We start from the raw sequence: 21,986 nt of genomic DNA, 5'->3' as shown, positions 1-21,986 counted from the left end.
TGGTGCCCCACCTGCCAGAAGGCCTGAGCCCCTTCGCCGCAGGGAGCAGGCGCCCCCGTTCCCCTCGCGACGGCGGTGCGGCCCCTAGGGCCTGTCTGATGAGTAGCGTCGTCCGCCCGGAGGGCGGGGGTCGCGGCGTCTGGTGCGTGCGATCGCAAGGTGGAGGGTCGTCCTCGTACTGGGCGTACATGGACGATCCCGACAACGCAGCGAGCGTGCGTGCCAGGCGTCACGACCCAGGCGGGATTTATCAGACAGGCCCTGGGGTCACCCGGGCCCCTGCCGTGGCCCGGCTGCGATGTCCGGGCCAGCGCCGTGGACGACCAGGCCGGCGGTCCGGACCGAGCAGGAGCCGTACCCGCCGGGGCGTCGCGCCCTAGAAGCCGTGCGGGCTCCAGGGGGCCGGGTCGTTGCTGAAGGCCCGTGCCGCGGGAGCGAGTGCACCGGAGCGCAGTTCCTCCACCCGGCCCGCCGCGGCCAGGGCGCGGAGGGAGGAGCCGCCCAGGTACACCGTGCCCAGCTCGCGCACGGACAGCGACAGGTCCGCCGGGTCGGTGGTGCGCTCGCACCGCGCCCCGTCGGCGTCCCCGCTGAGCCGCCAACGCCCCTCGTTCCAGGGGCAGAACGGGTCCCGCACCTCGAGGACCACGTCCACCGGCACCGCGTAGCTGCGGCCGGCGAGCGCGGCACCGAGGTCCACAAGGCGCAGGTACAGTTCGTCGCGGACGCGGACGCCGCAGCGCCGGATGTCGGAGACCATGTGCAGCAGCGGGTCGTCCACCGGTCGGTTGAGGGCGACGACCGTGGAGGTCAGGTCGACCTCGAACAGGTACCGCCACAGGGCCGCGTAGCTCACCGGGTCGAGCGCCTCGAGGTCGCGCAGCGTCACCGTGCCGGAGGCGGCTCCTGTCGTGGAGGACCAGTCTGGTTTGATCGCGTATCGAGCATATCCGGTCAACTTCCCATCACGTTCGGCCGTTACGCACAGGAGTTCGCCGTGGCCCTCCCGGTCCTTCTCCGGGTCCACGACGCCGAGTTCGGCCCAGCCCGGCTGCCGCTCCAGCATCCCGGGACGCCCCGGCACCTGCTGGGCGTAGACCTCCTCGCAGGCGTCCAACGCCTTGGCGGGATCGGCGAGACGCAGCCGCACCTGGTCCGTGCCCTCGGGAACCCGGAGGGACACCCGGCTGGTGTCCACCTGGAGGAGCATCCGCTCCGTCGCCGCCCCGTAGCCGAACCGCCCGTAGATCGGCGGCTCGGAGGCGGTGAGCACCGCGAACGGCTCACCCATCGCCCGTACGTCCGTGAGCTGGCGCCGCATCATCGCGCTGAGCAGCCCGCGGCGCCGGTGCGTGGACTGCACGCTGACCATCGTCACGCCGGCCGCCGGCAGCACGGCCCCGCCGGGCACCGACACCCGGAAGGAGAACGCCCCCGCGGTGCCCACGACCTCGTCCTGGTCGTAGACGGCGAGGGTCCGTTCGGGCTCGGTCAGCCGGTTCCACAGCGTCCGGTACTCCTCCGGCTCGGGAACCCCGCCGAAGGCCCGCTCCAGGGCGTCGTAGTAGGCGTCCCAGCCCCCGGGCCGCATCGTGCCCATCTCAAGTCCTGCTGGCAGTGTGTCGGTGGCGTGGCCCCGACCGGTGGCGGTGTGAGTACCCATGAACCTTCAGTACCAGGGCGGCATCGCCCCTGGCGAACTGTTTTACGGCGAACGGCCGGCGTGTTCCCTTCTCACGCGCCCGGCGTGAACTGCCGCTTTCACCACAGGTCGTCCGTGATGTTCCCGTGCGGAGTACGGGGAAGGCGGCTAGTGTCGCCCACCATGGCAGTAAGTGCGGCGGCGGAGGGCCCGCGGGCCCGGGTACGCAGGGCGCTTCGCCGGACCTGGCGCCGGGTGCGCCGCTCCGGGGTGGACTACTTCCGTGGGGACGGGGCCGACTGGACGGCCATGGCCGCCCTGATGTTGACCGTTCCCATCCTGGTCGCCGGGACGCTGCTGGCGCCCGCGTGGTGTCCGCCGGTGGCCGTGGTGCTGCCGGTCGTGGTGGGCGGCATCATGCTCCGCCCGTCGAGCCTGTTGCTGTTGTACGCCCTGGTGGCGGTGGCGCTGCTGGTGGAGACCGTGTACCTGGAGGCATGGGACCGGGCCGGCGGCGGACTGGACATCGGCGGCGGGGTGGCTCCGGGCAGCATCCTGGTCGTGATCGCTGTGGGCTGTGCCGGGTTGACCCTGGCTCAGTTCCGAAGCCGGGTCGGCGTGCCCTGGCGCGGGGGCGGCACCATGCTGTTCGACCTGCGGGAACGGCTGCGGGTGCAGAGCCAGATCCCCGCTCTGCCCAAGGGCTGGCACGCCGAGATGGCGCTGCGGCCGGCCGGCGGTCAGTCCTTCTCCGGTGACTTCCTGGTCGCCACCCGCACCGCCGGCGGGCGGGTGTTCGAGGCCGTGCTCACCGACGTGTCCGGCAAGGGCATGGACGCCGGCTCGCGGGCGTTGATGCTCTCCGGCGCGTTCGGCGGGCTGCTGGGCTCGCTGCCGCCGCACGAGTTCCTGCCGGCAGCCAACGGCTACCTGTTGCGACAGGAGTGGGCGGAGGGCTTCGCCACCTCGGCGCACCTGGTCCTGGACCTGGACACGGGCGACTACGAACTGCTCTCCGCCGGACACCTCCCGGCGATGCACCTGGTGGCCGGCTCCGGCCGCTGGGAGGAGAAGTCGGCCGAGGGGCCGCTGCTCGGGGTCTACGAGGGCGCCAAGTTCGACGGGGTGCGCGGCACCATGCGCTCGGGTGACGTGCTGATGCTGTTCACCGACGGGATGGTGGAGGCCGCCGACCGGGACCTGATCGACGGGGTGGACCGGCTGGTCGGGGAGGCCGAACGCTATGTCACCCGTGGTTTCAAGGACTCCGCCTGGCGGTTGATAGACGCCGTGGCCAAGGACGTCAACGACGACCGGGCCATCCTGCTGATCTGCCGCCTGTGACTTCCCGCAGGGGCGCCCGTCGGGCCTCCCGTCCGTGGCGCGCCGGACCCGCGGGCCCCGCTCGCCGCGGTCCGGTTGACGTGGGGAATTGACAGTCGAAGGCGTGTGCCCGTGTGAATATCCCAGATCGTCACTCATCGCAGTGGAATGATTGCTTAGAGTGTTCATGTCTGGGTGCTCGTCACCTCAGGCCCGAGCGTGTGAATCCGACCGCAGGGGGCAACAGTTGAGCCCACAGACCCAGCCGAGACCGGTTCCGGCCGTGGACGGTTTCCTTGGAGTCCGCTCAGGTGCGCACGGCCCCTGGGCGCGGTCCTGGACCTACCCGGCGACCGCGGCCTCCGTTCCCCGGTGCCGCAGGGCGGTGCTCAAGGCGCTGCGGTCGCACGGTGTGCTGGGCGAGGCGGCGGACTCCGCCGCGCTGCTGGTCACCGAGCTCGCGGGGAACGCCGTGGAGCACGCGGGGGGCCGGCCGGCGGGGAAGTTCACGGTGGTGCTCGGCCGGCGCGACGAGTGGCTGCGGATCGAGGTCCGGGACGGCGGCCGCCCGCTGACCCTGCGGCAGCGTTCGTCCGCGCCGGAGGTCACGGCCACTGCCGGGCGGGGCCTGTTCCTGGTGCAGGCGCTCAGCGGCAGTTGGGGGGTGCGCTCCACCCCCGGAGGGAAGGCCGTCTGGTGCGTCCTAGGGGTCTGCTGACCCGCTCCTGGAGATGGCCAGGTGCCGTGTGGGGCGTTCGGGAGCACCGCGCACGCCGGAGCGTGGCCGGGCGCGTGAGCCGGCGCGCCCCGGTCCCCGGCGGAACGCCCAGTCAAGTCGGGGTTCCACCACGGGTCGGAACAGCCTCCGCACCGGCGCGCTGCACAGGACCAGCGCGATGGTCACCGCGATGGCGGTGATGACGACCGCTCCCGGCGGCGACTCGGCGAAGCCGTTGTCGTACCAGCCCCAGTAGCGTGACCCCTTGGCCAGGAACCCGTGTAGCAGGAACGCGTAGAGCGTGCCAGTCCCCAGCGTGGTGAACCACCTCCGACCGGTGGGCACCAGTGCCAGGAACGCCACCGTCAGCACGGTGGAGCAGCCCAGGGTCAACAGGGTCGTCGCCGCCCCCGCCAACCGGGACACACCCAGGTCGTCCGAGCTCTCGCGGTGGTACATCCACGCCCGGTCCACCCGAGGGGCGATCCAGTAGGCGAACGCCAACGCCGCCGCGAACACCGGTCCCGCGGCCAGCCGTGCCGGCCGGCTGCGCACCCGGGCGAAGTGCTCCGGACCCAGGCGAAGACCCAGCACGAAGAACGGCAGGAACTGGAAGACCCGTTGCAGGTCCAGCTCGTCGCCGAGGTTGGAGGTGGTCGCGAGCAACGCCACCGCGACGGCGAGCGGCAGTGGCCAACGCACCACCCGCCAGATGGGCGCGGTCAGTCGCCACACGAACAGGGCGGCGAGGAACCAGGTGAGGTACCACGGATCAACCAGGCTGACGGGGTGGGCCGGGTCGTCGTCGGCGTACCGCTTGAAGACGCTGTAGGCGGTCTCGAACACCAGGTACGGGATCGCGACGCCGCTGATCAGCCGTTGGACGCGGTCGGGGCGGGAGTCGAAGCTCCGCGAGAAGTACCCCGAGATCACGATGAAGGCCGGCATGTGGAACGCGTACACCAGCAGGTACAGCGCCTTGGCCGCCCGGCTGCCGTCGGTGAGCGGCTCCCAGGAGTGACCGGCTACCACCAGCGCGATCGCGAACAGCTTCGCGTTGTCGAAGAAGGGGTCGCGCTGTCCGGTCGATCCGCCCCCGGCCGCGGGCGGGGCCCGGTGCGCCGCGTGTCGTCCGGGGCCGGACCTGGCGGAGGGGAGCAACCTGCCGCGTCCGGCGAGGCGGTGGGGAACGCCCTGGGTCACAGGCCCTCCCACCGGCGGGGTGGGGGAGCGGGCCGCGAGGAGCTGACAAGTCTGGTCCAAAGGGCGTGGAACATCTGCTTCACCATACTCCCGGCATCTGGTGGGGCAAATTTCCCGCCACGCTTTCGGGGGCCCTGTCCCGGGAGTTTGTCGCTGCTCCGTCGCGGAATTTCTCCTGACCTCGGTGAACGCCGACCAGTATGCCGATCATCAGGAAATCAATCACCGGATATGTCGCTCATGGTATAGTCAGGTTCGGCGTTTTGTCCTTGTTTGAGCGGGTGGGGCGTGAGGGTCTTCCGTGATTAGGGAGGCAGGTGAGAAACCTCTGGTGAATACCGGCCTGTTCCACATGTGGGAACGGTGGCGTGATCACTGGGAATTTCCGCGCCCGCCCCGAAGTGCTACTGACGCGTTCGCCAACTGTCCTGACTACAGGGGGGTTTGGCGTTCCCCCGCCGGTCGGGGGCGTCCTCGAGCGGTGGCACGATGGTGCGACGGGGGCTGTGGGACGGCGGCGTTCGACAGGTGCGTTGCTGGCGCGCCCCCGGGAAAGACCGCTCGACCGAGGAAGTGATCCGCCGTGGCCATCAACGTCTCCGTGGTGCTGCTGCTCGCCATCGTGCTGGCCCTCATGCTGCGCAGCGGGAGCATCAAGGCCGGGCCGGCCATCGTCGCCGTGCTCTTCGGCTTCTTCCTGGCGTCCACCGGAATGGCGCCCACCATCGAGCGGCTCTGCGACTCCGTCATCGAGGCCATCGGCGAGATCAAGTTCTGATTCCCGACCCGGGATGCTCGGACCGCGTGAGGTCAGCGAACCACGCGTCCCCCGGCGGCACGGCGACGCGGAGGGCGGTCGATCCGGAACGGGCTGGCCGGCGTCGGGAAGCGAAACCTCACCCCTGGCTCCTGCGGGCGTAGTGCCGCGAGGCCTTGGCGCGGTTGCCGCAACCCGCCATGGAGCACCAACGGCGGTTGCCGTTCTTCGACACGTCGTAGAAGTGCAGGACGCAGTTGGGGTTGGCGCACGGGCGGATGCGTTCGGGGCGCTCCGCGAGCAACCGGAGGAAGTCAACGGCGGCGGCCCAGGCCGGCTGCCATGACGGGGCGTCCAGCTCGACGTCGGTCGCCGGACCCTCCGGCGTCAGCCGGTGTCTGATCCGGCCGTGATCCAGGACGGAGTTGAGTCCCGCGACGGCGTCCGCCCGGTACGGGGGGCGCTGGTCGACAAGTGCGTCAAGCGCCGCCCGGGTCTGCAGCAGCGGGCGCAGGGTGGCGGCGTCGGCGCGGACCCCGGCCCCGCCAAGCGCCTGGCGCACCGGAGGGCTGTCGAGCCAGACGGCGAGCCCCTGGACGTCCTCCAGCAGGTCGTGGAACCCCTCGGTGTCGATCCAGCGGGTGTTGAGCAGGTCGATGGCGAGCGGCTCGCCGGTCAGCGGTCGGGGGTCGGCGGGGGCTGGTGGCACGGGGCGTACTTCCTCTCGCGGGACGCTCGGCGTCCAACCCTAACCGACCAAACGGAGATCACTGGTTGACGGTCCGGGCATCTAACCCTTAAAGTCCGTATCACTGGTTACGGGGACCTCCCTGTGATCCTGAGTCGAAGGCATGGAATCGACATGACCAAGATCGTTTCGCTGCAGACCGGCCACGTCGGCCTGAACGTCACCGACCTCGAGCGCTCGCTCGCCTTCTACCGCGCGGTCCTCGACGTCGAAGTGATGGCCGAGGGCCGGGAGGAGGGCCGCCGCTGGGCCTTCCTCGGACGGGAGAACCGGCTGATGGTCACCCTGTGGCAGCAGAGCGACGGCGCGTTCCGTACCGACTCCCCCGGTCTTCACCACCTGTCCTTCCAGGTGGACACCCCCGCCGAGGTGGACGCGGCCACCGAAGTACTGCGTGGCATGGGTGCGGAGTTCGCCCACGACGGCGTCGTCCCGCACGGCGAGGGGGAGACCTCGGGAGGGATCTTCTTCTACGACCCCGACGGCATCCGGCTGGAGATCTACGCGCCCACCGGCGCGGACCCGGTGGCGGCACCCACACCTGGCGCGCCGACCTGCGGCTTCTTCTAGGCACCCACCCCCGCCGCCGCCCAGGCCCCCCGGAAAGGAACATCCCATGGCCGAGTACCACCGAGGCGAGACCGCGGTGCAGGCCCGGGCCGGTCTCACCAGCCAGGCCACGTTCTCCCTGGGCGGCATCGGGGACACGATCCCGGACGTCGCCGCGGCGTTCCTCGCGGAACAACCGCTGCTCGTCCTGGGAGGCACGGACCCGGTCGGCCGTGTCTGGGCGACCATGCTGACCGGGCCGCCCGGCTTCCTCCGGGCGGACACCCCGCGCAGCCTCACCATCGACGCCCTGCCCGCACCGGGGGACCCGCTCCTCGGGACGCTCACGGACCCCCCGGCGCCGGTCCACCTGGGCCTGATCGCCATCGAACCCGCCACCCGGCGCCGGATGCGGATGAACGGCCGCGCCGTCCCCCACGGTCGCGGCCTGCGCGTCGAACTCGACCAGGTCATCGCCAACTGCCCCAAGTACATCCAGAAGAGGCAGGTCCACGGCACCGCCGGGCCCTCGCCCGACACCCGCACGGTCACCGACGGCTCCGCGCTCACCGAGGCCCAGCAGCGCGTGGTCCGCTCGGCCGACACCTTCTTCGTCGCGACGGCCTCCGACACGGGCGAGGCGGACGCCTCCCACCGCGGCGGCAACCCCGGCTTCGTCGACGTCCCGTCACCGACCCTGCTGCGCTGGCCCGACTACCCGGGCAACAACATGTTCCTGACCCTGGGCAACCTCGCCACCAACCCGGCGGCCGGGCTGCTCGTACCCCACTGGGAGACGGGCACGACGCTGCACCTGACCGGCACCGCCGAGACCCTGTGGGCTGACGGGACGACCCCAGGAGACCGTGGTGTCCCACGCATGGTGGAGTTCCGCATCACCACGGTGCGCGAGATCGCCGGAGCCTCGTCCCTGCGCTGGGGCGCCCCCCACTTCTCCCGCTTCAACCCGCCGGTGCGCTGAGACCCGCCCCGCCCGCCCCGCCCTCCCCGCACGACCCCCCGAACCGGAGCAGCTATGCGGATCACCGTGGACATGAACCTCTGCGAGAGCCACGGCCAGTGCGTCTTCGCCGCGCCCGAGGTGTTCTCCTTCGACGACGAGGACCGCCTCCTGCACGACCCCTCACCCGCCGACTCCCTGCTGGAGAAGGTGGAACGCGCCGCGGCCTCCTGTCCCGTCCGCGCCATCACCGTCACCCCGGGCGCCCGATGACCGTCCCCGCCGAACTCGTCATCGTCGGCGCCTCCCTCGCCGGCCTCCGCGCAGCCGAGGCCCTGCGTGCCGGTGGCTTCGCCGGCACCCTGACCATCGTCGGGGCCGAGCCACACCCTCCGTACGACCGGCCGCCCCTGTCCAAGCAGGTCCTCACCGCCACCGGCCCGCCCCCCGACACCACGCTGCCCGTCCGGGACGACCTGCACGCACGGTGGCTCCTGGGCCGCCCGGCCGCCGGCCTGGACATCGAACACCGCACCGTCAACCTCAGCGACGGCACGGCCGTCCCCTACGACGCCCTGGTCATCACCACCGGAGCGGTGGCCAGGAGCTGGCCCGGCCACCGTCCCCCACCGCACGGCGTCCTCACCCTGCGCGGCCTCGACGACGCGCTGCGACTGCGGGGCGAACTGCGCCCCGGCCGGAGGACCGCGGTCGTCGGCGGTGGCTTCCTGGGGAGCGAGGTCGCCGCCGCCGCCCGCGCCCGCGGGGCCCACGTCACCCTCCTGGTGGCCGCAGAACAGCCCCTGCTGGGCGCCGTCGGCACCGAGGTCGGAGCCCACGTAGCCGCGCTCCACCGGGGAGCCGGCATCGACCTGCGCACCGGCACCACCGTGGAGGCCTTCGAGGCCGAGCGGGGCCGGCTCGTCGCGCTGCGACTCTCCGACGGGTCACGCCTGCCCGCCGACACCGCCGTCCTGGCCCTCGGCGCGGTGCCGGCCACCCGCTGGCTCGCCGGGGCGGGCCTCGACATCCGTGCGGGCATACGCTGCGACGCCTACCTGCGCGCCCTGCGCCAGGACGGAACAGTCGCCCCCGGCGTCGTCGTGGCGGGCGACGTCGCCAGCGTCCCGCACCCCCTCGCCGGCGGCCGGCACCTGCTGCTCGGGCACTGGACCAACGCCGCGGAGCAGGGAGAGGCGGCGGCACGCACCCTGCTCCACCCCGACCGGCCAGAACCGTTCCGCGGCGTCCCCTCGTTCTGGTCGGACCTGCACGGCGCCCGGATACGCTCCGTCGGGCTCCCGGCACTCGCCGACACCGTCAGGGTCGTGGAACGGGAACCCGCCGCCGGACGCCTCGAGGTCGCCTACGAACACCAGGGGCGGCTCGTGGGAGCCCTCACCATCGGCCGCACCGCGCGTCTCGCCGCCTACCGGCAGGAACTCCAACGCCGCGGGAACGAGGCCACCGGTCGGGACCGGCCCGTTCCGGCTCGACGCGGCCCTCGATGAACCCGCCCGGTCGGGAGCGGTCAGGAGCGCGACGGTGAACCACCCGAGGGCTGGGCCGGCGCACCCAGCGCCCGCGCCAGCTCCTCCGCCTGCTCGCGGGTGCTCCCGCCTGAGATGTCCACCTCGCCGCCAGTGATCGCCGAGACCACCTGCGGGGCCGACAGCAGACGGTCTCCCTGCACGATCGCGATCTGGTTGCGCGGTGGGGGGTTCCGCGCGGCCTTCGCGGTGAGGTCAGCGAACCGCTGTGCGTCCTCGTCCACCAGGGTGACCCGGACCGTCCAGCCGTTGCCGTTCGTCACGTCGTTGATCGCCTCGGCGTGCTCGGTGCGCACGACGGTCATCCCGCCAGCCTCACCGGGTGTCAGGCAGCCACCCGTCCGGTCGTCCGTCAGGGCGGGGGGAGCCGCACCGGGCGGGCACGGCTCGGCTGAGACGGCCTCCACCGGCACGAACCGCAGCGGATGGGCCAAGGCGACCGGCCCCTTCGGAGTGGGCGTCCGGGCGTCGTCCCGGTCGTCGTCCCCCGCGCACCCCGCGAGGGCCACCGCCAGCGCCACCGCGACCAGAACAGAACTCCGCTTCACAACCCGCCCCCGTAACCGTCCCATCCCTGAGCACGGTACAGGCAGGGGCGAGCGCCAGTGTGGTCATCGCACGGCCTTCCGCGGACCGTTCGGGCTGTCCCGCTCCACGAGGACCGGGACAGCGCCAGGAACACGGGGTCAGTGGCCGCTCCGGAGCAGCACTTCCCGTGGTCCGATCACCCGGCCTTCGTCGCGCACAGGATGCCCTCTACCGGGAGGGCGTGCGGTGGCATGCTCGCGGGGTCCTGGGCGATCGCCTTGGTGACCTCGAACCCACATTCCTCGATCCAGCGCTGCCATGTCGACAGCTTCCGCGGCCCGCCCTGCCCCATGACACAGCCGAGGAAGAAGCTCGGGTAGAAGTCCACGGTGTGGTTGTTGGGCTCATCGGTGTTCTCGGGGAACACCGGCACCAGGACGTTGATCTGCCCACCGGCCTCCAGCGACCTGCTGACCTCTTCGAGGACCCGGAACACCTTGCTCTTGTCGAACATGGGCAGGAAGTGCTTGATCAGCACGACATCGAACCCCTTGGGGACCCCTTCGAAGACATCACCACCGATGAACGAGCAGTGGTCCTCCACGCCATGGGCCCGGAAGTTCGCCAGGCATTCCTTCTCCCTGTCGGGCAGGTCGAAGGTGGTCACCCGAAGCCCGGGCGACGCTTTCAGGTTGTACGTGTGAATGGCCCCGAGACCGGTGTGCCCGCCGAGGTCGAGTACCCGCGAACCGGGCGGGATGTCGATGTTGTCGAAGAACCAGGGGTCGATGTGGGCGGTGGCGGTGTCCATCAGCTTCGCCCAGGACTCACGCAGGTCCTGGTGTTCGACCAAGGCGCCGAAGAGGTCTCCCTCATGTCCGTACAGCTCTTTCAGACCAACGGTCGTGCCGGTCCGCACACTGTCGGTGAGGTAGAATAGCTGCCGAAGTGTGACAACCTTGATCATATCCATGTCGGCGAGTACTTGCCGGAGGTCCTTCTCGGCGACGTCCGCGAGCGCGTCGAGGGAGTAGGAGCCGGAATTCTCGTCGTAGGCGACAAATCCCTCCTTCACCAGCAGGAGAAGGAGCTGTTCCAGAGCGTCCGGCTTGGCGCCGACGACATCTCCTAACTGGTCCGCGGTCAGGCCCGGGGTTTCGCGGAGCCTGTCGATGAGCCCCAGCTCGAAGCAGGACAGCAGGGTCATAAACCGCGAAGGTCCTACCATGTATTCACGGAACCGTGCGAGTGTGGCGTCTGACGTCGTCACATCAATCACCTTCTCCTGTCCGAAACCATTGGGACACTGATGCGCTGATCGCGATGTGAACGAAACGCCCGGCATGCTATTGCAGGTGGCACGAGGGATCCTTGACCCGGGATCTCGGAGCGCCGCAGCCGCGTCCGAGGTGATCCACTGGAGCGTTCGCGGACAACGATCCGTGTGGCCGTGCCCACGACGTCACGGAGTGTCGCCGACGGGGTGAGCGCCCTGGTGGAGAGGGCCAGGGGGAGGCATCCCCGAGAGCCCGGTCGGCGTAGCGCGGAGCTGAAGGGGCACGCGGGGGGCACGCGCCCCCGCACAGCCCCCGGAAACGCTCCGGCCCAGGCGAGCGATCAACGCTCTGACCTGGGCCGACGTGAATGGAGCGGGCGACGGGAATCGAACCCGCGTAGCCAGTTTGGAAGACTGGGGCTCTACCATTGAGCTACGCCCGCATGGCCGAGGAGGGTCCCACGGCCTGGCACCGGAGGCGCCTGGACGGCCCCCACCTTACCGGCTCCGCGCGCGTGTCCGCACACGACTTCCGGTACGTCCCGGGGACACCCTCCGGCGGCCCCGAATATGTGCCGCCCCGGTGGCTCCGGGCATGTACGCTACGTGTCGTCCCGACGGGGTGTGGCGCAGTTTGGTAGCGCGTCCGCTTTGGGAGCGGAAGGTCGTCGGTTCAAATCCGGCCACCCCGACCAGTCGGCCCACGGGCCCGTACCCTCCACGGTCGGTGGAGGGTGCCCGTGGTGACCTCTTCTGTGTCCGTCCTGGGTGGCGGGGGAAGCGGGTCGACCCTCTCCCGCTACCGGTACTATGCAAGTCGCGCCCGTACACGCGGGGCGAAGCAGGGGCAGGGGCCCCGCCATCAGTCTCGTCAGCGACCGGTGCTCCGGCCGGGCGGATCCAGTGCCCGGTGGAGGGGAGTCCCGGCCGTTGGCGCGTATGCGGGCGGCCTTCCCCGGCCACCCCAGACCAACGAAGTCAGCCCCCAAGGAGACCCAACCGTGAAGAGCGCCGTGGAGACTCTGAACCCGACCCGGGTTCGGCTCACTGTCGAGGTGCCCTTCGAGGAGCTCAAGCCCAGCCTCGACGCGGCGTACAAGAAGATCAACCAGCAGGTTTCGGTGCCGGGCTTCCGCAAGGGCAAGGTCCCCGCCCGGATCATCGACCAGCGGTTCGGCCGGGGCGCGGTCCTGGAGGAGGCGATCCAGGACGCCCTGCCGAAGTTCTACACGGACGCGGTCAACGAGGGTGAGCTGAAGGTCCTCGGGCAGCCCGAGGTGGACATCGCCGAGTTCAACGACGGCGAGCAGCTCACCTTCACCGCTGAGGTGGACGTCCGCCCGGAGATCGAGCTGCCGGCGTACGACGGCATCGAGGTCACCGTGGACGCCGTCGAGGTGACCGACGAGGACGTCGACAAGAGCATCGAGCAACTCCGCGGGCGCTTCGCCACGGTGAACACGGTGGAGCGGGCCGCAGCCGACGGTGACGTCGTCGTCCTGGACCTCGAGGCCCGGGTCGACGGTGAGGTCCTCGAGGACGGCGTGGCCAAGGGCGTCACCTACACCATCGGCAGCGGCGAGCTGCTCGACGGCGTGGACGAGGCCGTGATCGGTCTGGAGGCCGGGGGCTCGGCCACCTTCACCTCGGAGCTGAAGGGCGGTTCCGCCGCCGGACGGTCCGCCGAGATCACCGTGAACGTCACCACCGTCCAGGAGCGCGAGCTGCCGGAGCTGGACGACGAGTTCGCCCAGCTCGCGAGCGAGTTCGACACCATGGAGGAGCTGCGGGCGGACAGCCGCAGGCGCCTGGAGCAGATGAAGCAGTACGACCAGGCGACGGACGCCCAGCAGAAGGTGCTGGACGCCCTCCTCGACCTGGTCGAGATCCCGCTCCCGGAGAAGCTCCTCGAGGAGGAGATCAAGACCCGCAAGCACAACCTGGAGCACCACCAGCTCGGCCAGATGGGGCTGGACCTCGACGGGTACCTGAAGATCCAGAACAAGACCCACGAGGAGTACGACGCCGAGGTCGAGGCCGAGGCCAAGAAGGGGATCAAGACCCAGTTCGTGCTGGATGAGCTGGTCGCCAAGGAGCAGCTCTCGGTGAGCCAGGAAGAGCTGACCGAGCACCTGATGCGGCGTGCCGCCAGCTCCGGGATGTCCCCCGACCAGTTCGCCCAGGCCATCGTCGAGGGCGGGCAGGTGCCGATGCTGGTCGGCGAGGTCGCCCGCGGCAAGGCGCTGGCCACCGTGGTCGAGGCCGCCAAGGTGGTGGACACCAACGGTGTCGAGGTCGACCTCGACGAGGACGACGAGGAGGAGGCCGCGGAGGCCGTGGCCGCGGAGAACGCCAGCCAGGCCGTGGCGGCGGAGGCCGAGGAGGGCTCAGCGGCCGAGGAGGCCCCCGAGGCCGAGGCCGGGCCCGCCGAGGACGCCGAGGCCAAGGGCTGAGTCAGGCTCGAGGCTGACCTGCCCGACGGTGGGCCGTGGGCCCCGGACACCCTGGTGTCCGGGGCCCACGGCGCTGGTCGCACCGGTGAGCCTGCGCTCACAGCGAACAGTTCTGCGTGGGGGATGGCTCCGCACCACCTGCGCGTTAGGGTCCATGTAATGAGGGTGGAGGAGCCGCGGTTCGCACGGCCGGCGCGGTGCTCCGGGCCCTCGAAGGAAACGCTAGACGGCCTGCCGCCGTCCGAGACCGAGCAGGTGGATCAGTGACGACTTCACGCCCCCAAACCATCCGGTACGGCATGACGCCGGGGCCCGTGACGCCCACCGCCACGACTGAGCCGAACATCGGCGGTCTGGGCGACCAGGTCTACAACCGGCTGCTCAACGAGCGCATCATCTTCCTCGGCCAGCCGGTGGATGACGAGATCGCGAACCGGATCACCGCGCAGTTGCTGCTGCTGGCCGCGGACCCCGACAAGGACATCTTCCTTTACATCAACTCCCCGGGTGGGTCCGTCACGGCCGGCATGGCGATCTACGACACCATGCAGTACGTGAAGAACGACATCGTGACCATCGCGATGGGACTGGCCGCGTCGATGGGGCAGTTCCTGCTCACCGCGGGCACCCCGGGCAAGCGGTTCGCGCTGCCCAACGCGGAGATCCTGATGCACCAGCCCTCGGCCGGCCTCGCCGGGTCCGCGTCGGACATCAAGATCCACGCGGAGCAGCTCCTGCGCACCAAGAAGAAGATGGCCGACATCACCGCACGGCACTCCGGCCAGACGGTCGAGCAGATCACCCGGGACTCCGACCGCGACCGCTGGTTCACCGCTCAGGAGGCGAAGGAGTACGGCCTCCTGGACGAGGTCATGCACTCCGCCACCGGCGTCCCCGGCGGGGGCGGGACCGGTGCCTGAGCACGGCACGCCCCGCAGGACCGATCCGCTCCCAGCCAGCTCACCACCAGGACGGTGAACCACCAGATGAACACCCCGATCCAGCCGGCGTCCAGGTTCGAGGCCATGCGCGCGGAGGGACGCTACGTCGTTCCGCGGTTCGTCGAGCGCACCTCGCAGGGCATCCGGGAGTACGACCCGTATGCCAAGCTCTTCGAAGAGCGGGTGATCTTCCTCGGCGTGCAGATCGACGACGCCTCCGCGAACGACGTCATGGCCCAGTTGCTGTGCCTGGAGTCCATGGACCCGGACCGGGAGATCTCGATCTACATCAACAGCCCCGGTGGTTCCTTCACCGCGCTCACCGCGATCTACGACACCATGCAGTTCGTCAAGCCCGACATCCAGACGGTCTGCATGGGACAGGCGGCCTCGGCCGCGGCGGTGCTCCTGGCCGCCGGTACCCCCGGCAAGCGCCTCGCGCTGCCCAACGCCCGAATCCTGATCCACCAGCCGTACAGTGAGACGGGTAGGGCGCAGGTGTCGGACCTGGAGATCCAGGCCCGGGAGATCCTCCGGATGCGGGAGCAGATGGAGGAGATGCTGGCCAAGCACTCCAACAAGGACGTCGCGGTGATCCGCGAGGACATCGAGCGTGACAAGATCCTGACCGCCGAAGAGGCCCTGGACTACGGTCTCGTGGACCAGATCATCTCCACCCGGAAGAGCTCGGCCACGCTCACCTGACGTGAAGTCCCCTTGGGCCGACGGACGAAGTCGGCCCAAGGGGGGCCATTGACCGGGCCAGTCAGGGTACGGTCGGATACCAAGCACCAGGTCTCGCGGAAACCAGGGACCGAGGCGAAGGAGAAGCACCTCGTGGCACGCATCGGTGACGGCGGCGATCTGCTCAAGTGCTCGTTCTGCGGCAAGAGCCAGAAGCAAGTCAAGAAGCTCATCGCAGGGCCCGGTGTCTACATCTGCGATGAGTGCATCGACCTGTGCAACGAGATCATCGAGGAGGAGCTGGCCGAGACCTCCGAGGTGCGCTGGGAGGACCTTCCCAAGCCCCGCGAGATCTACCAGTTCCTGGAGGGCTACGTGGTCGGCCAGGAGCCGGCGAAGCGGGCCCTGTCGGTGGCCGTCTACAACCACTACAAGCGCGTCCAGGCCGGGGAGACGGGCAACAACCGCGACGACGCGATCGAGCTGGGCAAGTCCAACATCCTGCTGCTCGGCCCCACCGGGTCCGGCAAGACGCTGCTGGCGCAGACGCTGGCCCGGATGCTCAACGTCCCGTTCGCCATCGCCGACGCCACCGCGCTGACCGAGGCCGGCTACGTCGGTGAGGACGTCGAGAACATCCTCCTGAAGCTGATCCAGGCCGCCGACTACGACGTGAAGAAGGCCGAGACCGGGATCATCTACATCGACGAGATCGACAAGGTGGCGCGGAAGAGCGAGAACCCCTCGATCACCCGCGACGTCTCCGGCGAGGGCGTCCAGCAGGCGCTGCTGAAGATCCTCGAGGGCACCACCGCCTCGGTGCCGCCGCAGGGTGGACGCAAGCACCCGCACCAGGAGTTCATCCAGATCGACACCACCAACGTGCTGTTCATCGTGGGTGGGGCCTTCGCCGGCCTTGAGAAGATCATCGAGGCCCGGGCCGGCAAGAAGGGCATCGGTTTCGGCGCGACCATCCTGTCCAAGCAGGAGATCGAGGCGGCCGACATGTTCTCCGAGGTGATGCCGGAGGACCTGGTGAAGTTCGGCATGATCCCCGAGTTCATCGGCCGCCTCCCGGTGATCACCAGTGTGCACAACCTGGACCGTGAGGCACTGCTCCAGATCCTGGTGGAGCCGCGCAACGCCCTGGTCAAGCAGTACCAGCGGCTGTTCGAGCTGGACGGGGTCCAGCTCGACTTCGACCGCAGTGCCCTGGAGGCCATCGCCGACCAGGCGATCCTGCGCGGCACCGGCGCCCGAGGGCTGCGGGCGATCATGGAAGAGGTGCTGATGTCGGTGATGTACGAGGTGCCGTCCCGCAACGACGTGGCCCGCGTGGTGATCACCGCTGATGTGGTGCTCTCCAACGTCAACCCCACCCTCGTCCCGCGCGAGCCCCGCAGCATCACCAAGGAACGCCACGAGAAGAGCGCCTGAGCGGCCCCGCCGGCGCCCGCGGACCGTCCGTGGGCGCGGCCGGCCCGCGGTCAGGTCCGAGCGCCGTGCTCGTTTGAGGAGCCCGCGGCGACCTGCATGTTCTTGCGGATGGTGATGGTCATCTCGCACAGCTCCTCCAGGTCGGATTCGCTGGGCCGGGCGCCGTCGTTCCCGGCGAACTCGGCGACCATGCCCATGGTGCTTCGGTTCGCCCAACCGCAGGTCCCCATGTAGTAGTCCGTGTCGCCCTCCTCGTGCCGTTCCAGCACCACGCACCGGATGCGCACGTCGCCCTCGTCCCCGCTGGCCCGCGGGTCGAAGTCCCTGGGCGTGCCGACCACCTTGAAGCCCCGGTCGCGCTTGTCCTGCATCTGCGCGTTCATCGCGGCCTCCGGGTCCTTGATCGCCCCGTAGGCCGCGCTCACCGAGTAGAACGGGTACTCGGCGTCCTTGGCGCGGAAGGTGGGGTTGACGCGCGTGAGGTCCTTGCCGTCGGCGCTGAGGTCGGGGTAGGTGGTTCCGCTGTGGTCGTTGCCGTCCTCGTCCTCCTCGAGCGCGTAGACCAGGCCGTCCGGGCCGGCGAACCGCTCGGGGGAACGCAGCTCGTACGCCGGGTCCGGGTCGTCCTCGGGAAGCAGCCGCGGAACCACTAACACCCCGGCCACGGCCAGCGCCACCGCGGTGGCCAGGCCGGCGACGACCAGGCCGGTGCGCCGTCCGCCGCCGGGGGACGGCGGCGGCGTGGACGGGCCGTACCCGGGCTGCGGCTGGGGCGCGTACGGGTACCCGGGGCCGTAGCCGTACCCGGGGTGGGGGCCGGTCCCGTAGCCGGGCTGTGGGTGGCCGTGGCCGGACGGCGGCGGTACCTGGCCCGGCTGGGGCTGGGCGGGCGCCGGGTACGCCGACGGCGGTCCGAACCCCGGCTGCGGTCCGAACCCCGGCTGCGGTGGCTGGGCACCCGGCTGGTAGTTGCTCATCTCGGTAGGAGCTCCTCGGGATGGTTGCTCTGGGCCGGACATCCTCTCGGACTCCGACGCGCGCCATCGGCCGGGGGTTGCCATGGTTATGCGTTCGTGAGCGTGGGCGCCGCTTCCGTACACTGGCGGTCGTGACCGACACTAACCAGCGCCCCACCAACGAGGGGCATTCCAGCGCGCCCGAGCATCTGCCCACCCAGTACACGCCCGCTGAGGTAGAGGAGACGCTGTACGAGCGCTGGGTAGCCGCTGGTTACTTCGAGGCACACGACAAGAGCAGCAAGCCTCCGTTCACCGTCGTCATCCCGCCGCCGAACGTCACCGGCAGCCTGCACCTGGGCCACGCCTTCGAGCACACCCTCATCGACGCGCTGACCCGCAGGAAGCGGATGCAGGGCTACGAGGCGCTGTGGCAGCCCGGCATGGACCACGCGGGCATCGCCACCCAGAACGTCGTCGAACGTGAACTGGCCAGGGAGGGCAAGTCCCGACACGACCTGGGCCGTGACGCGTTCGTGGAGCGGGTCTGGCAGTGGAAGGAGGAGTCCGGGGGGCGCATCCTTGGCCAGATGCGGCGCCTCGGCGACGGCGTGGACTGGTCACGCCAGCGCTTCACCATGGACGAGGGGCTGTCCAGGGCCGTGCGGACGATGTTCAAGCGGCTCTACGAGGACGGCCTGATCTACCGTGCCGAGCGCATCATCAACTGGTGCCCGCGCTGTCTCACCGCCATCTCCGACATCGAGGTCGAGTACCAGGACGACGACGGCGAGCTGGTCTCCATCCGGTACGGCGACGGAGACGCCGCCATCGTGGTCGCCACCACCCGGGCCGAGACCATGCTCGGGGACACGGCGGTCGCCGTCCACCCGGACGACGAGCGGTACCGGCACCTGGTCGGCACCGAGATCGAGCTGCCGCTGACCGGGCGGCGCATCCCCGTGGTCGCGGACCCCCACGTGGACCCGGAGTTCGGCACCGGTGCGGTCAAGGTCACCCCGGCCCACGACCCCAACGACTTCGAGATCGGCCGCCGCCACGACCTGCCGTCCCTGGCGGTCCTCGACGAGCGCGGGGTGATCACCGCGCACGGCCCGTTCCAGGGGCTGGACCGGTTCGAGGCCCGGTCCGCGATTGTCGCCGCGCTGCGCGCCGACGGCCGGATCGTGGCCGAGAAGCGGCCCTACGTCCACGCGGTCGGACACTGCTCCCGGTGCAAGACGACCATCGAGCCGCGCCAGTCCCTCCAGTGGTGGGTCAAGGTCGGCCCGTTGGCCAAGGCCGCCGGGGACGCGGTGCGCGACGGTCGGGTCACCATCCACCCCAAGGAGATGGAGCCGCGCTACTTCGGCTGGATGGACAACATGCACGACTGGTGCATCTCCCGGCAGCTCTGGTGGGGGCACCGCATCCCGATCTGGTACGGGCCCAACGGCGAGGTGGTCTGCCCGGGTCCTGACGAGGAGCCGCCGACCGGTCCTGGCTGGCGGCAGGACGAGGACGTCCTGGACACCTGGTTCTCGTCCGGGCTGTGGCCCTTCTCCACGCTCGGCTGGCCGGACCGCACCGCCAGCCTGGAGAAGTTCTATCCGAACTCCGTCCTGGTCACCGGGTACGACATCCTCTTCTTCTGGGTCGCCCGGATGATGATGTTCGGGTTGTACGCGATGGACGGCGTCCCGCCGTTCCCCGTCGTCGCCCTGCACGGCCTGGTCCGGGACCAGTTCGGCAAGAAGATGTCGAAGTCGGGCGGGAACGCGGTCGATCCGCTGGACTGGATGAACCGCTACGGCTCGGACGCCGTGCGGTTCACCCTGGCCAGGGGCGCCAATCCCGGGGTGGACGTGCCGATCGGCGAGGACTGGGTCCAGGCGTCGCGGAACTTCTGCAACAAGATCTGGAACGCCACCCGCTTCGCCCTGATGAACGGGGCCACGGTCCAGGGGCCGTTGCCCGCCCCCGACGAGCTGACCGCCGCCGACCGGTGGATCCTGTCCAGGCTCAACGCCACGGTCGCCGAGGCGGACGCCTACTACGAGGACTACCAGTTCGCCAAGGTCTCCGACGCCCTGTTCCACTTCGCCTGGGACGAGGTCTTCGACTGGTACGTGGAGCTCTCCAAGACCACCCTGGCCCAGGGCGGGGCAGCGGCCACCGCCACCCGCCGGGTGCTCGGCGAGGTCCTCGAGGTCATGCTGAGGCTGCTCCACCCGGTCGTCCCGTTCGTCACCGAGGCCCTGTGGACCGCGCTCACCGGGCGGGAGTCCGTGGTGGTCGCCGAGTGGCCGCGGGACAGCGGCTTCCGGGACGCCGCGGCCGAGGCGGAGATCGCCGCCGTGCAGCAACTGGTCACCGAGGTCCGCAGGTTCCGCGCCGAGCAGGGCCTCAAGCCCGGCCAGCGGGTGCCGGCGAGGCTGACCCTGGACGGCACCGTGCTGATCCCGCACCAGGAGGCGATCCGGCAGCTCCTGCGCCTGGACCCCGAGGGCGAGGACTTCCGCGTCACCGCCACCTTGCCGGTGGCCGGTGCGGTGGTGGCCCTGGACCTGTCCGGTGCGATCGACGTGGAGGCCGAACGCAAGCGTCTGACGAAGGACCTGCGCGCCGCGGAGAAGGAGCGGGACCAGACCTCCGCCAAGCTCTCCAACGAGGCGTTCCTGGCCAAGGCGCCGGACCAGGTGGTGGGCCGCATCCGGGAGCGCCTGGCCACCGCTGAACAGGAGGTCACCCGCCTCACCAACCAGCTCGCGGCGCTGCCCCGGTCCTGAGCCGCGGACTCCGTCCGGGTTCCCCCGGGGGCGCGCGGCGCCCCCGGGCAGGGGCCCGGGTCGGCTCCGTAGACTGGGGCGCGTGAGTGACGAACCCCGGCCGGATGACCGAGCCGCGTTGCGTGAGGTGGAGGCCGAGCTGGCCTCCAGGTGGCCGGAGACCCGGCTGGAGCCGTCGCTGGACCGCATCCGGGCCCTGATGGACGTGCTCGGAGAGCCTCAGCGGACCTACCCGGCCATCCACATCACCGGAACCAACGGCAAGACCAGTACGGCCAGGATCGTGGAGCGACTGCTCGGCGGGTTCCAGTTCCGCACGGGTCGGTACACCAGCCCCCATGTCCAGTCCGTCACCGAGCGGATCAGCCTGGACGGCGAGCCGATCAGCGCCGAGCGGTTCGTTGAGGTCTACCAGGAGCTGGCGCCGTACGTGGCGATGGTGGACGCCGCCCAGCCGCACCGGATGTCGTTCTTCGAGGTGCTGACCGGCATGGCGTTCGCCGCCTTCGCCGACGCCCCGGTGGACGTGGCGGTGGTGGAGGTCGGCATGGGCGGCGGGTGGGACGCGACCAACGTGGTGGACGCCACCGTCGCCGTGGTCACGCCCATCGCCCTGGACCACACCGATCGGCTCGGCAGCACGCCGGGCGAGATCGCGAAGGAGAAGGCCGGCATCATCAAGGCGAGCCGGCGGGCCGGCGAGGGCGCCCCCGGCCCGGTGGTGGTCCTGGCCCAGCAGCCGGTGGACGCCGCCCAGACCCTGCTCAAGCACGCGGTCGAGATGGACGCCACGGTGGCCCGGGAGGGCATGGAGTTCGGGGTGCTGCGCCGGGAGCTGGCCGTGGACGGACAGCTGCTGACCCTGCGCGGGCTCGGCGGGGAGTACCCGGACCTGTTCCTGCCGCTGCACGGCGCGCACCAGGCCCACAACGCCGCGGTGGCGCTCGCCGCGGTCGAGGCGTTCTTCGGGGTGGGCTCGAGCCAGACCGAACCGCTCGACATCGACGTCGTGCGTTCAGCCCTGTCCAGGGTGACCTCGCCGGGCCGCTTGGAGGTGGTGCGGCACGGCCCCACCGTGCTGGTGGACGCGGCGCACAACCCGGCGGGCGCAGCCGCGACGGCGGGCGCGGTCAGCGAGGCGTTCGACTTCACCCGTCTGGTGGGCGTGGTCGGCACCAGCCAGGGCAAGGACACCGCGGGGCTGCTCGAGGCGTTCGAGCCGATCTTCGCCGAGGTCGTCGTCACCCAGAACTCCAGCCCGCGCGCCACCCCGGTGGACGAACTGGCCGCGCTCGCCGTGGACATCTTCGGTGCGGAACGGGTGCGGGTGGAGCCCAGGCTGGACGACGCGCTGGAGGCCGCGGTGGAGCTGGCCGAGGAGGAGGGCGCGTTCGCCGGTGCCGGGGTCCTGGTCACCGGTTCGGTCATTACCGTCGGAGAGGCCCGGCTGCTGCTGGGCAAGGAGTGAGAC

19 protein-coding genes and 2 tRNA genes are annotated in these 21,986 nt (G+C 70.5%); 14 read left to right on the top strand and 7 right to left on the bottom strand.

What is annotated here, in order from left to right:
• Nucleotides 1–376: 376 nt before the first annotated feature.
• On the bottom strand, nt 377–1,663 hold the full coding sequence (locus A3IG_RS0121250; protein ID WP_051087584.1) for a GNAT family N-acetyltransferase: 1,287 nt from the start codon (nt 1,661–1,663) through the stop codon (nt 377–379).
• A gap of 162 nt (nt 1,664–1,825) precedes the next feature.
• Between A3IG_RS0121250 and A3IG_RS0121245 the strand changes: the two genes are divergently transcribed.
• Both A3IG_RS0121245 and A3IG_RS32885 read left to right on the top strand, forming a co-directional pair.
• The gene (locus tag A3IG_RS0121245) at nt 1,826–2,986 is read left to right on the top strand and encodes a PP2C family protein-serine/threonine phosphatase (protein ID WP_040912078.1); all 1,161 of its coding nucleotides are present in this window, start codon (nt 1,826–1,828) and stop codon (nt 2,984–2,986) included.
• A gap of 262 nt (nt 2,987–3,248) precedes the next feature.
• A complete protein-coding gene (locus A3IG_RS32885; RefSeq protein WP_157862356.1) occupies nt 3,249–3,683 on the top strand; it encodes an ATP-binding protein in 435 nt (144 codons plus the stop codon).
• On the opposite strand, the gene A3IG_RS0121235 is transcribed toward A3IG_RS32885, so the two are convergent.
• Nucleotides 3,669–4,886: an acyltransferase family protein gene (locus tag A3IG_RS0121235; protein WP_018385607.1), complete on the bottom strand. Its 1,218-nt coding sequence runs from the start codon at nt 4,884–4,886 to the stop codon at nt 3,669–3,671. The genes A3IG_RS32885 and A3IG_RS0121235 overlap by 15 nt on opposite strands.
• 583 nt (nt 4,887–5,469) lie before the next feature.
• On the opposite strand from A3IG_RS0121235, the gene A3IG_RS0121230 reads away from it, so the two are divergent.
• Complete coding sequence (locus A3IG_RS0121230) at nt 5,470–5,664, top strand: hypothetical protein (protein WP_018385606.1); 195 nt, start codon at nt 5,470–5,472, stop codon at nt 5,662–5,664.
• Between the two features lie 118 nt (nt 5,665–5,782).
• Here the strand turns inward: A3IG_RS0121230 and A3IG_RS0121225 are convergent, their stop codons facing one another.
• On the bottom strand, nt 5,783–6,352 hold the full coding sequence (locus tag A3IG_RS0121225) for a CGNR zinc finger domain-containing protein (protein WP_018385605.1): 570 nt from the start codon (nt 6,350–6,352) through the stop codon (nt 5,783–5,785).
• 153 nt (nt 6,353–6,505) lie between these two features.
• Here A3IG_RS0121225 and A3IG_RS0121220 point away from each other — a divergent pair, with 153 nt between their 5' ends.
• Genes A3IG_RS0121220 through A3IG_RS0121205 form a run of 4 tightly spaced genes read left to right on the top strand, consistent with a single transcriptional unit; the run spans nt 6,506 to nt 9,412 of the window.
• Nucleotides 6,506–6,961: a VOC family protein gene (locus tag A3IG_RS0121220; protein WP_018385604.1), complete on the top strand. Its 456-nt coding sequence runs from the start codon at nt 6,506–6,508 to the stop codon at nt 6,959–6,961.
• Nucleotides 6,962–7,007: 46 nt separating this feature from the next.
• Nucleotides 7,008–7,922 (top strand): pyridoxamine 5'-phosphate oxidase family protein, encoded by a 915-nt coding sequence (locus tag A3IG_RS0121215; protein ID WP_018385603.1) that lies wholly within the window; start codon nt 7,008–7,010, stop codon nt 7,920–7,922.
• 54 nt (nt 7,923–7,976) lie between these two features.
• Entirely contained in the window at nt 7,977–8,174 is a 198-nt protein-coding gene (locus A3IG_RS0121210) for a ferredoxin (protein ID WP_018385602.1), read from the top strand.
• Nucleotides 8,171–9,412: an NAD(P)/FAD-dependent oxidoreductase gene (locus tag A3IG_RS0121205; RefSeq protein WP_018385601.1), complete on the top strand. Its 1,242-nt coding sequence runs from the start codon at nt 8,171–8,173 to the stop codon at nt 9,410–9,412. Before A3IG_RS0121210 ends, A3IG_RS0121205 begins: the two co-directional genes overlap by 4 nt.
• A 20-nt stretch (nt 9,413–9,432) precedes the next feature.
• Here A3IG_RS0121205 and A3IG_RS32055 read toward each other — a convergent pair whose 3' ends face one another.
• The 3 genes from A3IG_RS32055 to A3IG_RS0121190 all read right to left on the bottom strand — a co-directional run bounded on the left by A3IG_RS32055 (nt 9,433) and on the right by A3IG_RS0121190 (nt 11,698).
• Nucleotides 9,433–9,999 (bottom strand): SecDF P1 head subdomain-containing protein, encoded by a 567-nt coding sequence (locus A3IG_RS32055; RefSeq protein ID WP_158676923.1) that lies wholly within the window; start codon nt 9,997–9,999, stop codon nt 9,433–9,435.
• Between the two features lie 176 nt (nt 10,000–10,175).
• On the bottom strand, nt 10,176–11,249 hold the full coding sequence (locus A3IG_RS0121195; RefSeq protein WP_456154802.1) for a methyltransferase: 1,074 nt from the start codon (nt 11,247–11,249) through the stop codon (nt 10,176–10,178).
• Between the two features lie 375 nt (nt 11,250–11,624).
• Nucleotides 11,625–11,698 (bottom strand) — tRNA-Gly (locus tag A3IG_RS0121190).
• Nucleotides 11,699–11,873: 175 nt separating this feature from the next.
• Here A3IG_RS0121190 and A3IG_RS0121185 point away from each other — a divergent pair.
• The 5 genes from A3IG_RS0121185 (at nt 11,874) to clpX (ending at nt 16,770) form a co-directional block, all read left to right on the top strand.
• Nucleotides 11,874–11,950 (top strand) — tRNA-Pro (locus A3IG_RS0121185).
• A 306-nt stretch (nt 11,951–12,256) separates the two neighbouring features.
• Nucleotides 12,257–13,708, top strand: coding sequence for a trigger factor (gene tig / locus A3IG_RS0121180; RefSeq protein WP_018385598.1), 1,452 nt, complete (start codon nt 12,257–12,259; stop codon nt 13,706–13,708).
• 299 nt (nt 13,709–14,007) lie between these two features.
• Nucleotides 14,008–14,628, top strand: a complete 621-nt coding sequence (locus A3IG_RS0121175) for an ATP-dependent Clp protease proteolytic subunit (protein WP_040912073.1) — start codon at nt 14,008–14,010, stop codon at nt 14,626–14,628.
• Nucleotides 14,629–14,694: 66 nt separating this feature from the next.
• Complete coding sequence (locus A3IG_RS0121170; RefSeq protein ID WP_051087585.1) at nt 14,695–15,354, top strand: ATP-dependent Clp protease proteolytic subunit; 660 nt, start codon at nt 14,695–14,697, stop codon at nt 15,352–15,354.
• Nucleotides 15,355–15,486: 132 nt separating this feature from the next.
• Nucleotides 15,487–16,770: an ATP-dependent Clp protease ATP-binding subunit ClpX gene (clpX, locus tag A3IG_RS0121165; RefSeq protein WP_018385595.1), complete on the top strand. Its 1,284-nt coding sequence runs from the start codon at nt 15,487–15,489 to the stop codon at nt 16,768–16,770.
• Nucleotides 16,771–16,820: 50 nt separating this feature from the next.
• Here clpX and A3IG_RS0121160 read toward each other — a convergent pair whose 3' ends face one another.
• On the bottom strand, nt 16,821–17,747 hold the full coding sequence (locus A3IG_RS0121160; protein ID WP_018385594.1) for a hypothetical protein: 927 nt from the start codon (nt 17,745–17,747) through the stop codon (nt 16,821–16,823).
• A gap of 131 nt (nt 17,748–17,878) precedes the next feature.
• Here A3IG_RS0121160 and A3IG_RS0121155 point away from each other — a divergent pair, with 131 nt between their 5' ends.
• Nucleotides 17,879–20,515, top strand: a complete 2,637-nt coding sequence (locus tag A3IG_RS0121155; protein WP_018385593.1) for a valine--tRNA ligase — start codon at nt 17,879–17,881, stop codon at nt 20,513–20,515.
• The gene (gene folC, locus A3IG_RS0121150) at nt 20,460–21,983 is read left to right on the top strand and encodes a bifunctional tetrahydrofolate synthase/dihydrofolate synthase (protein WP_104530815.1); all 1,524 of its coding nucleotides are present in this window, start codon (nt 20,460–20,462) and stop codon (nt 21,981–21,983) included. Before A3IG_RS0121155 ends, folC begins: the two co-directional genes overlap by 56 nt.
• Nucleotides 21,984–21,986 lie beyond the last annotated feature (3 nt).

This window comes from Wenjunlia vitaminophila DSM 41686, from assembly GCF_000380165.1.
Lineage (GTDB): Bacteria > Actinomycetota > Actinomycetes > Streptomycetales > Streptomycetaceae > Wenjunlia > Wenjunlia vitaminophila.
Note: the sequence above shows the minus strand (reverse complement) of the source record. Positions and strands in the feature narration are given on the sequence as shown.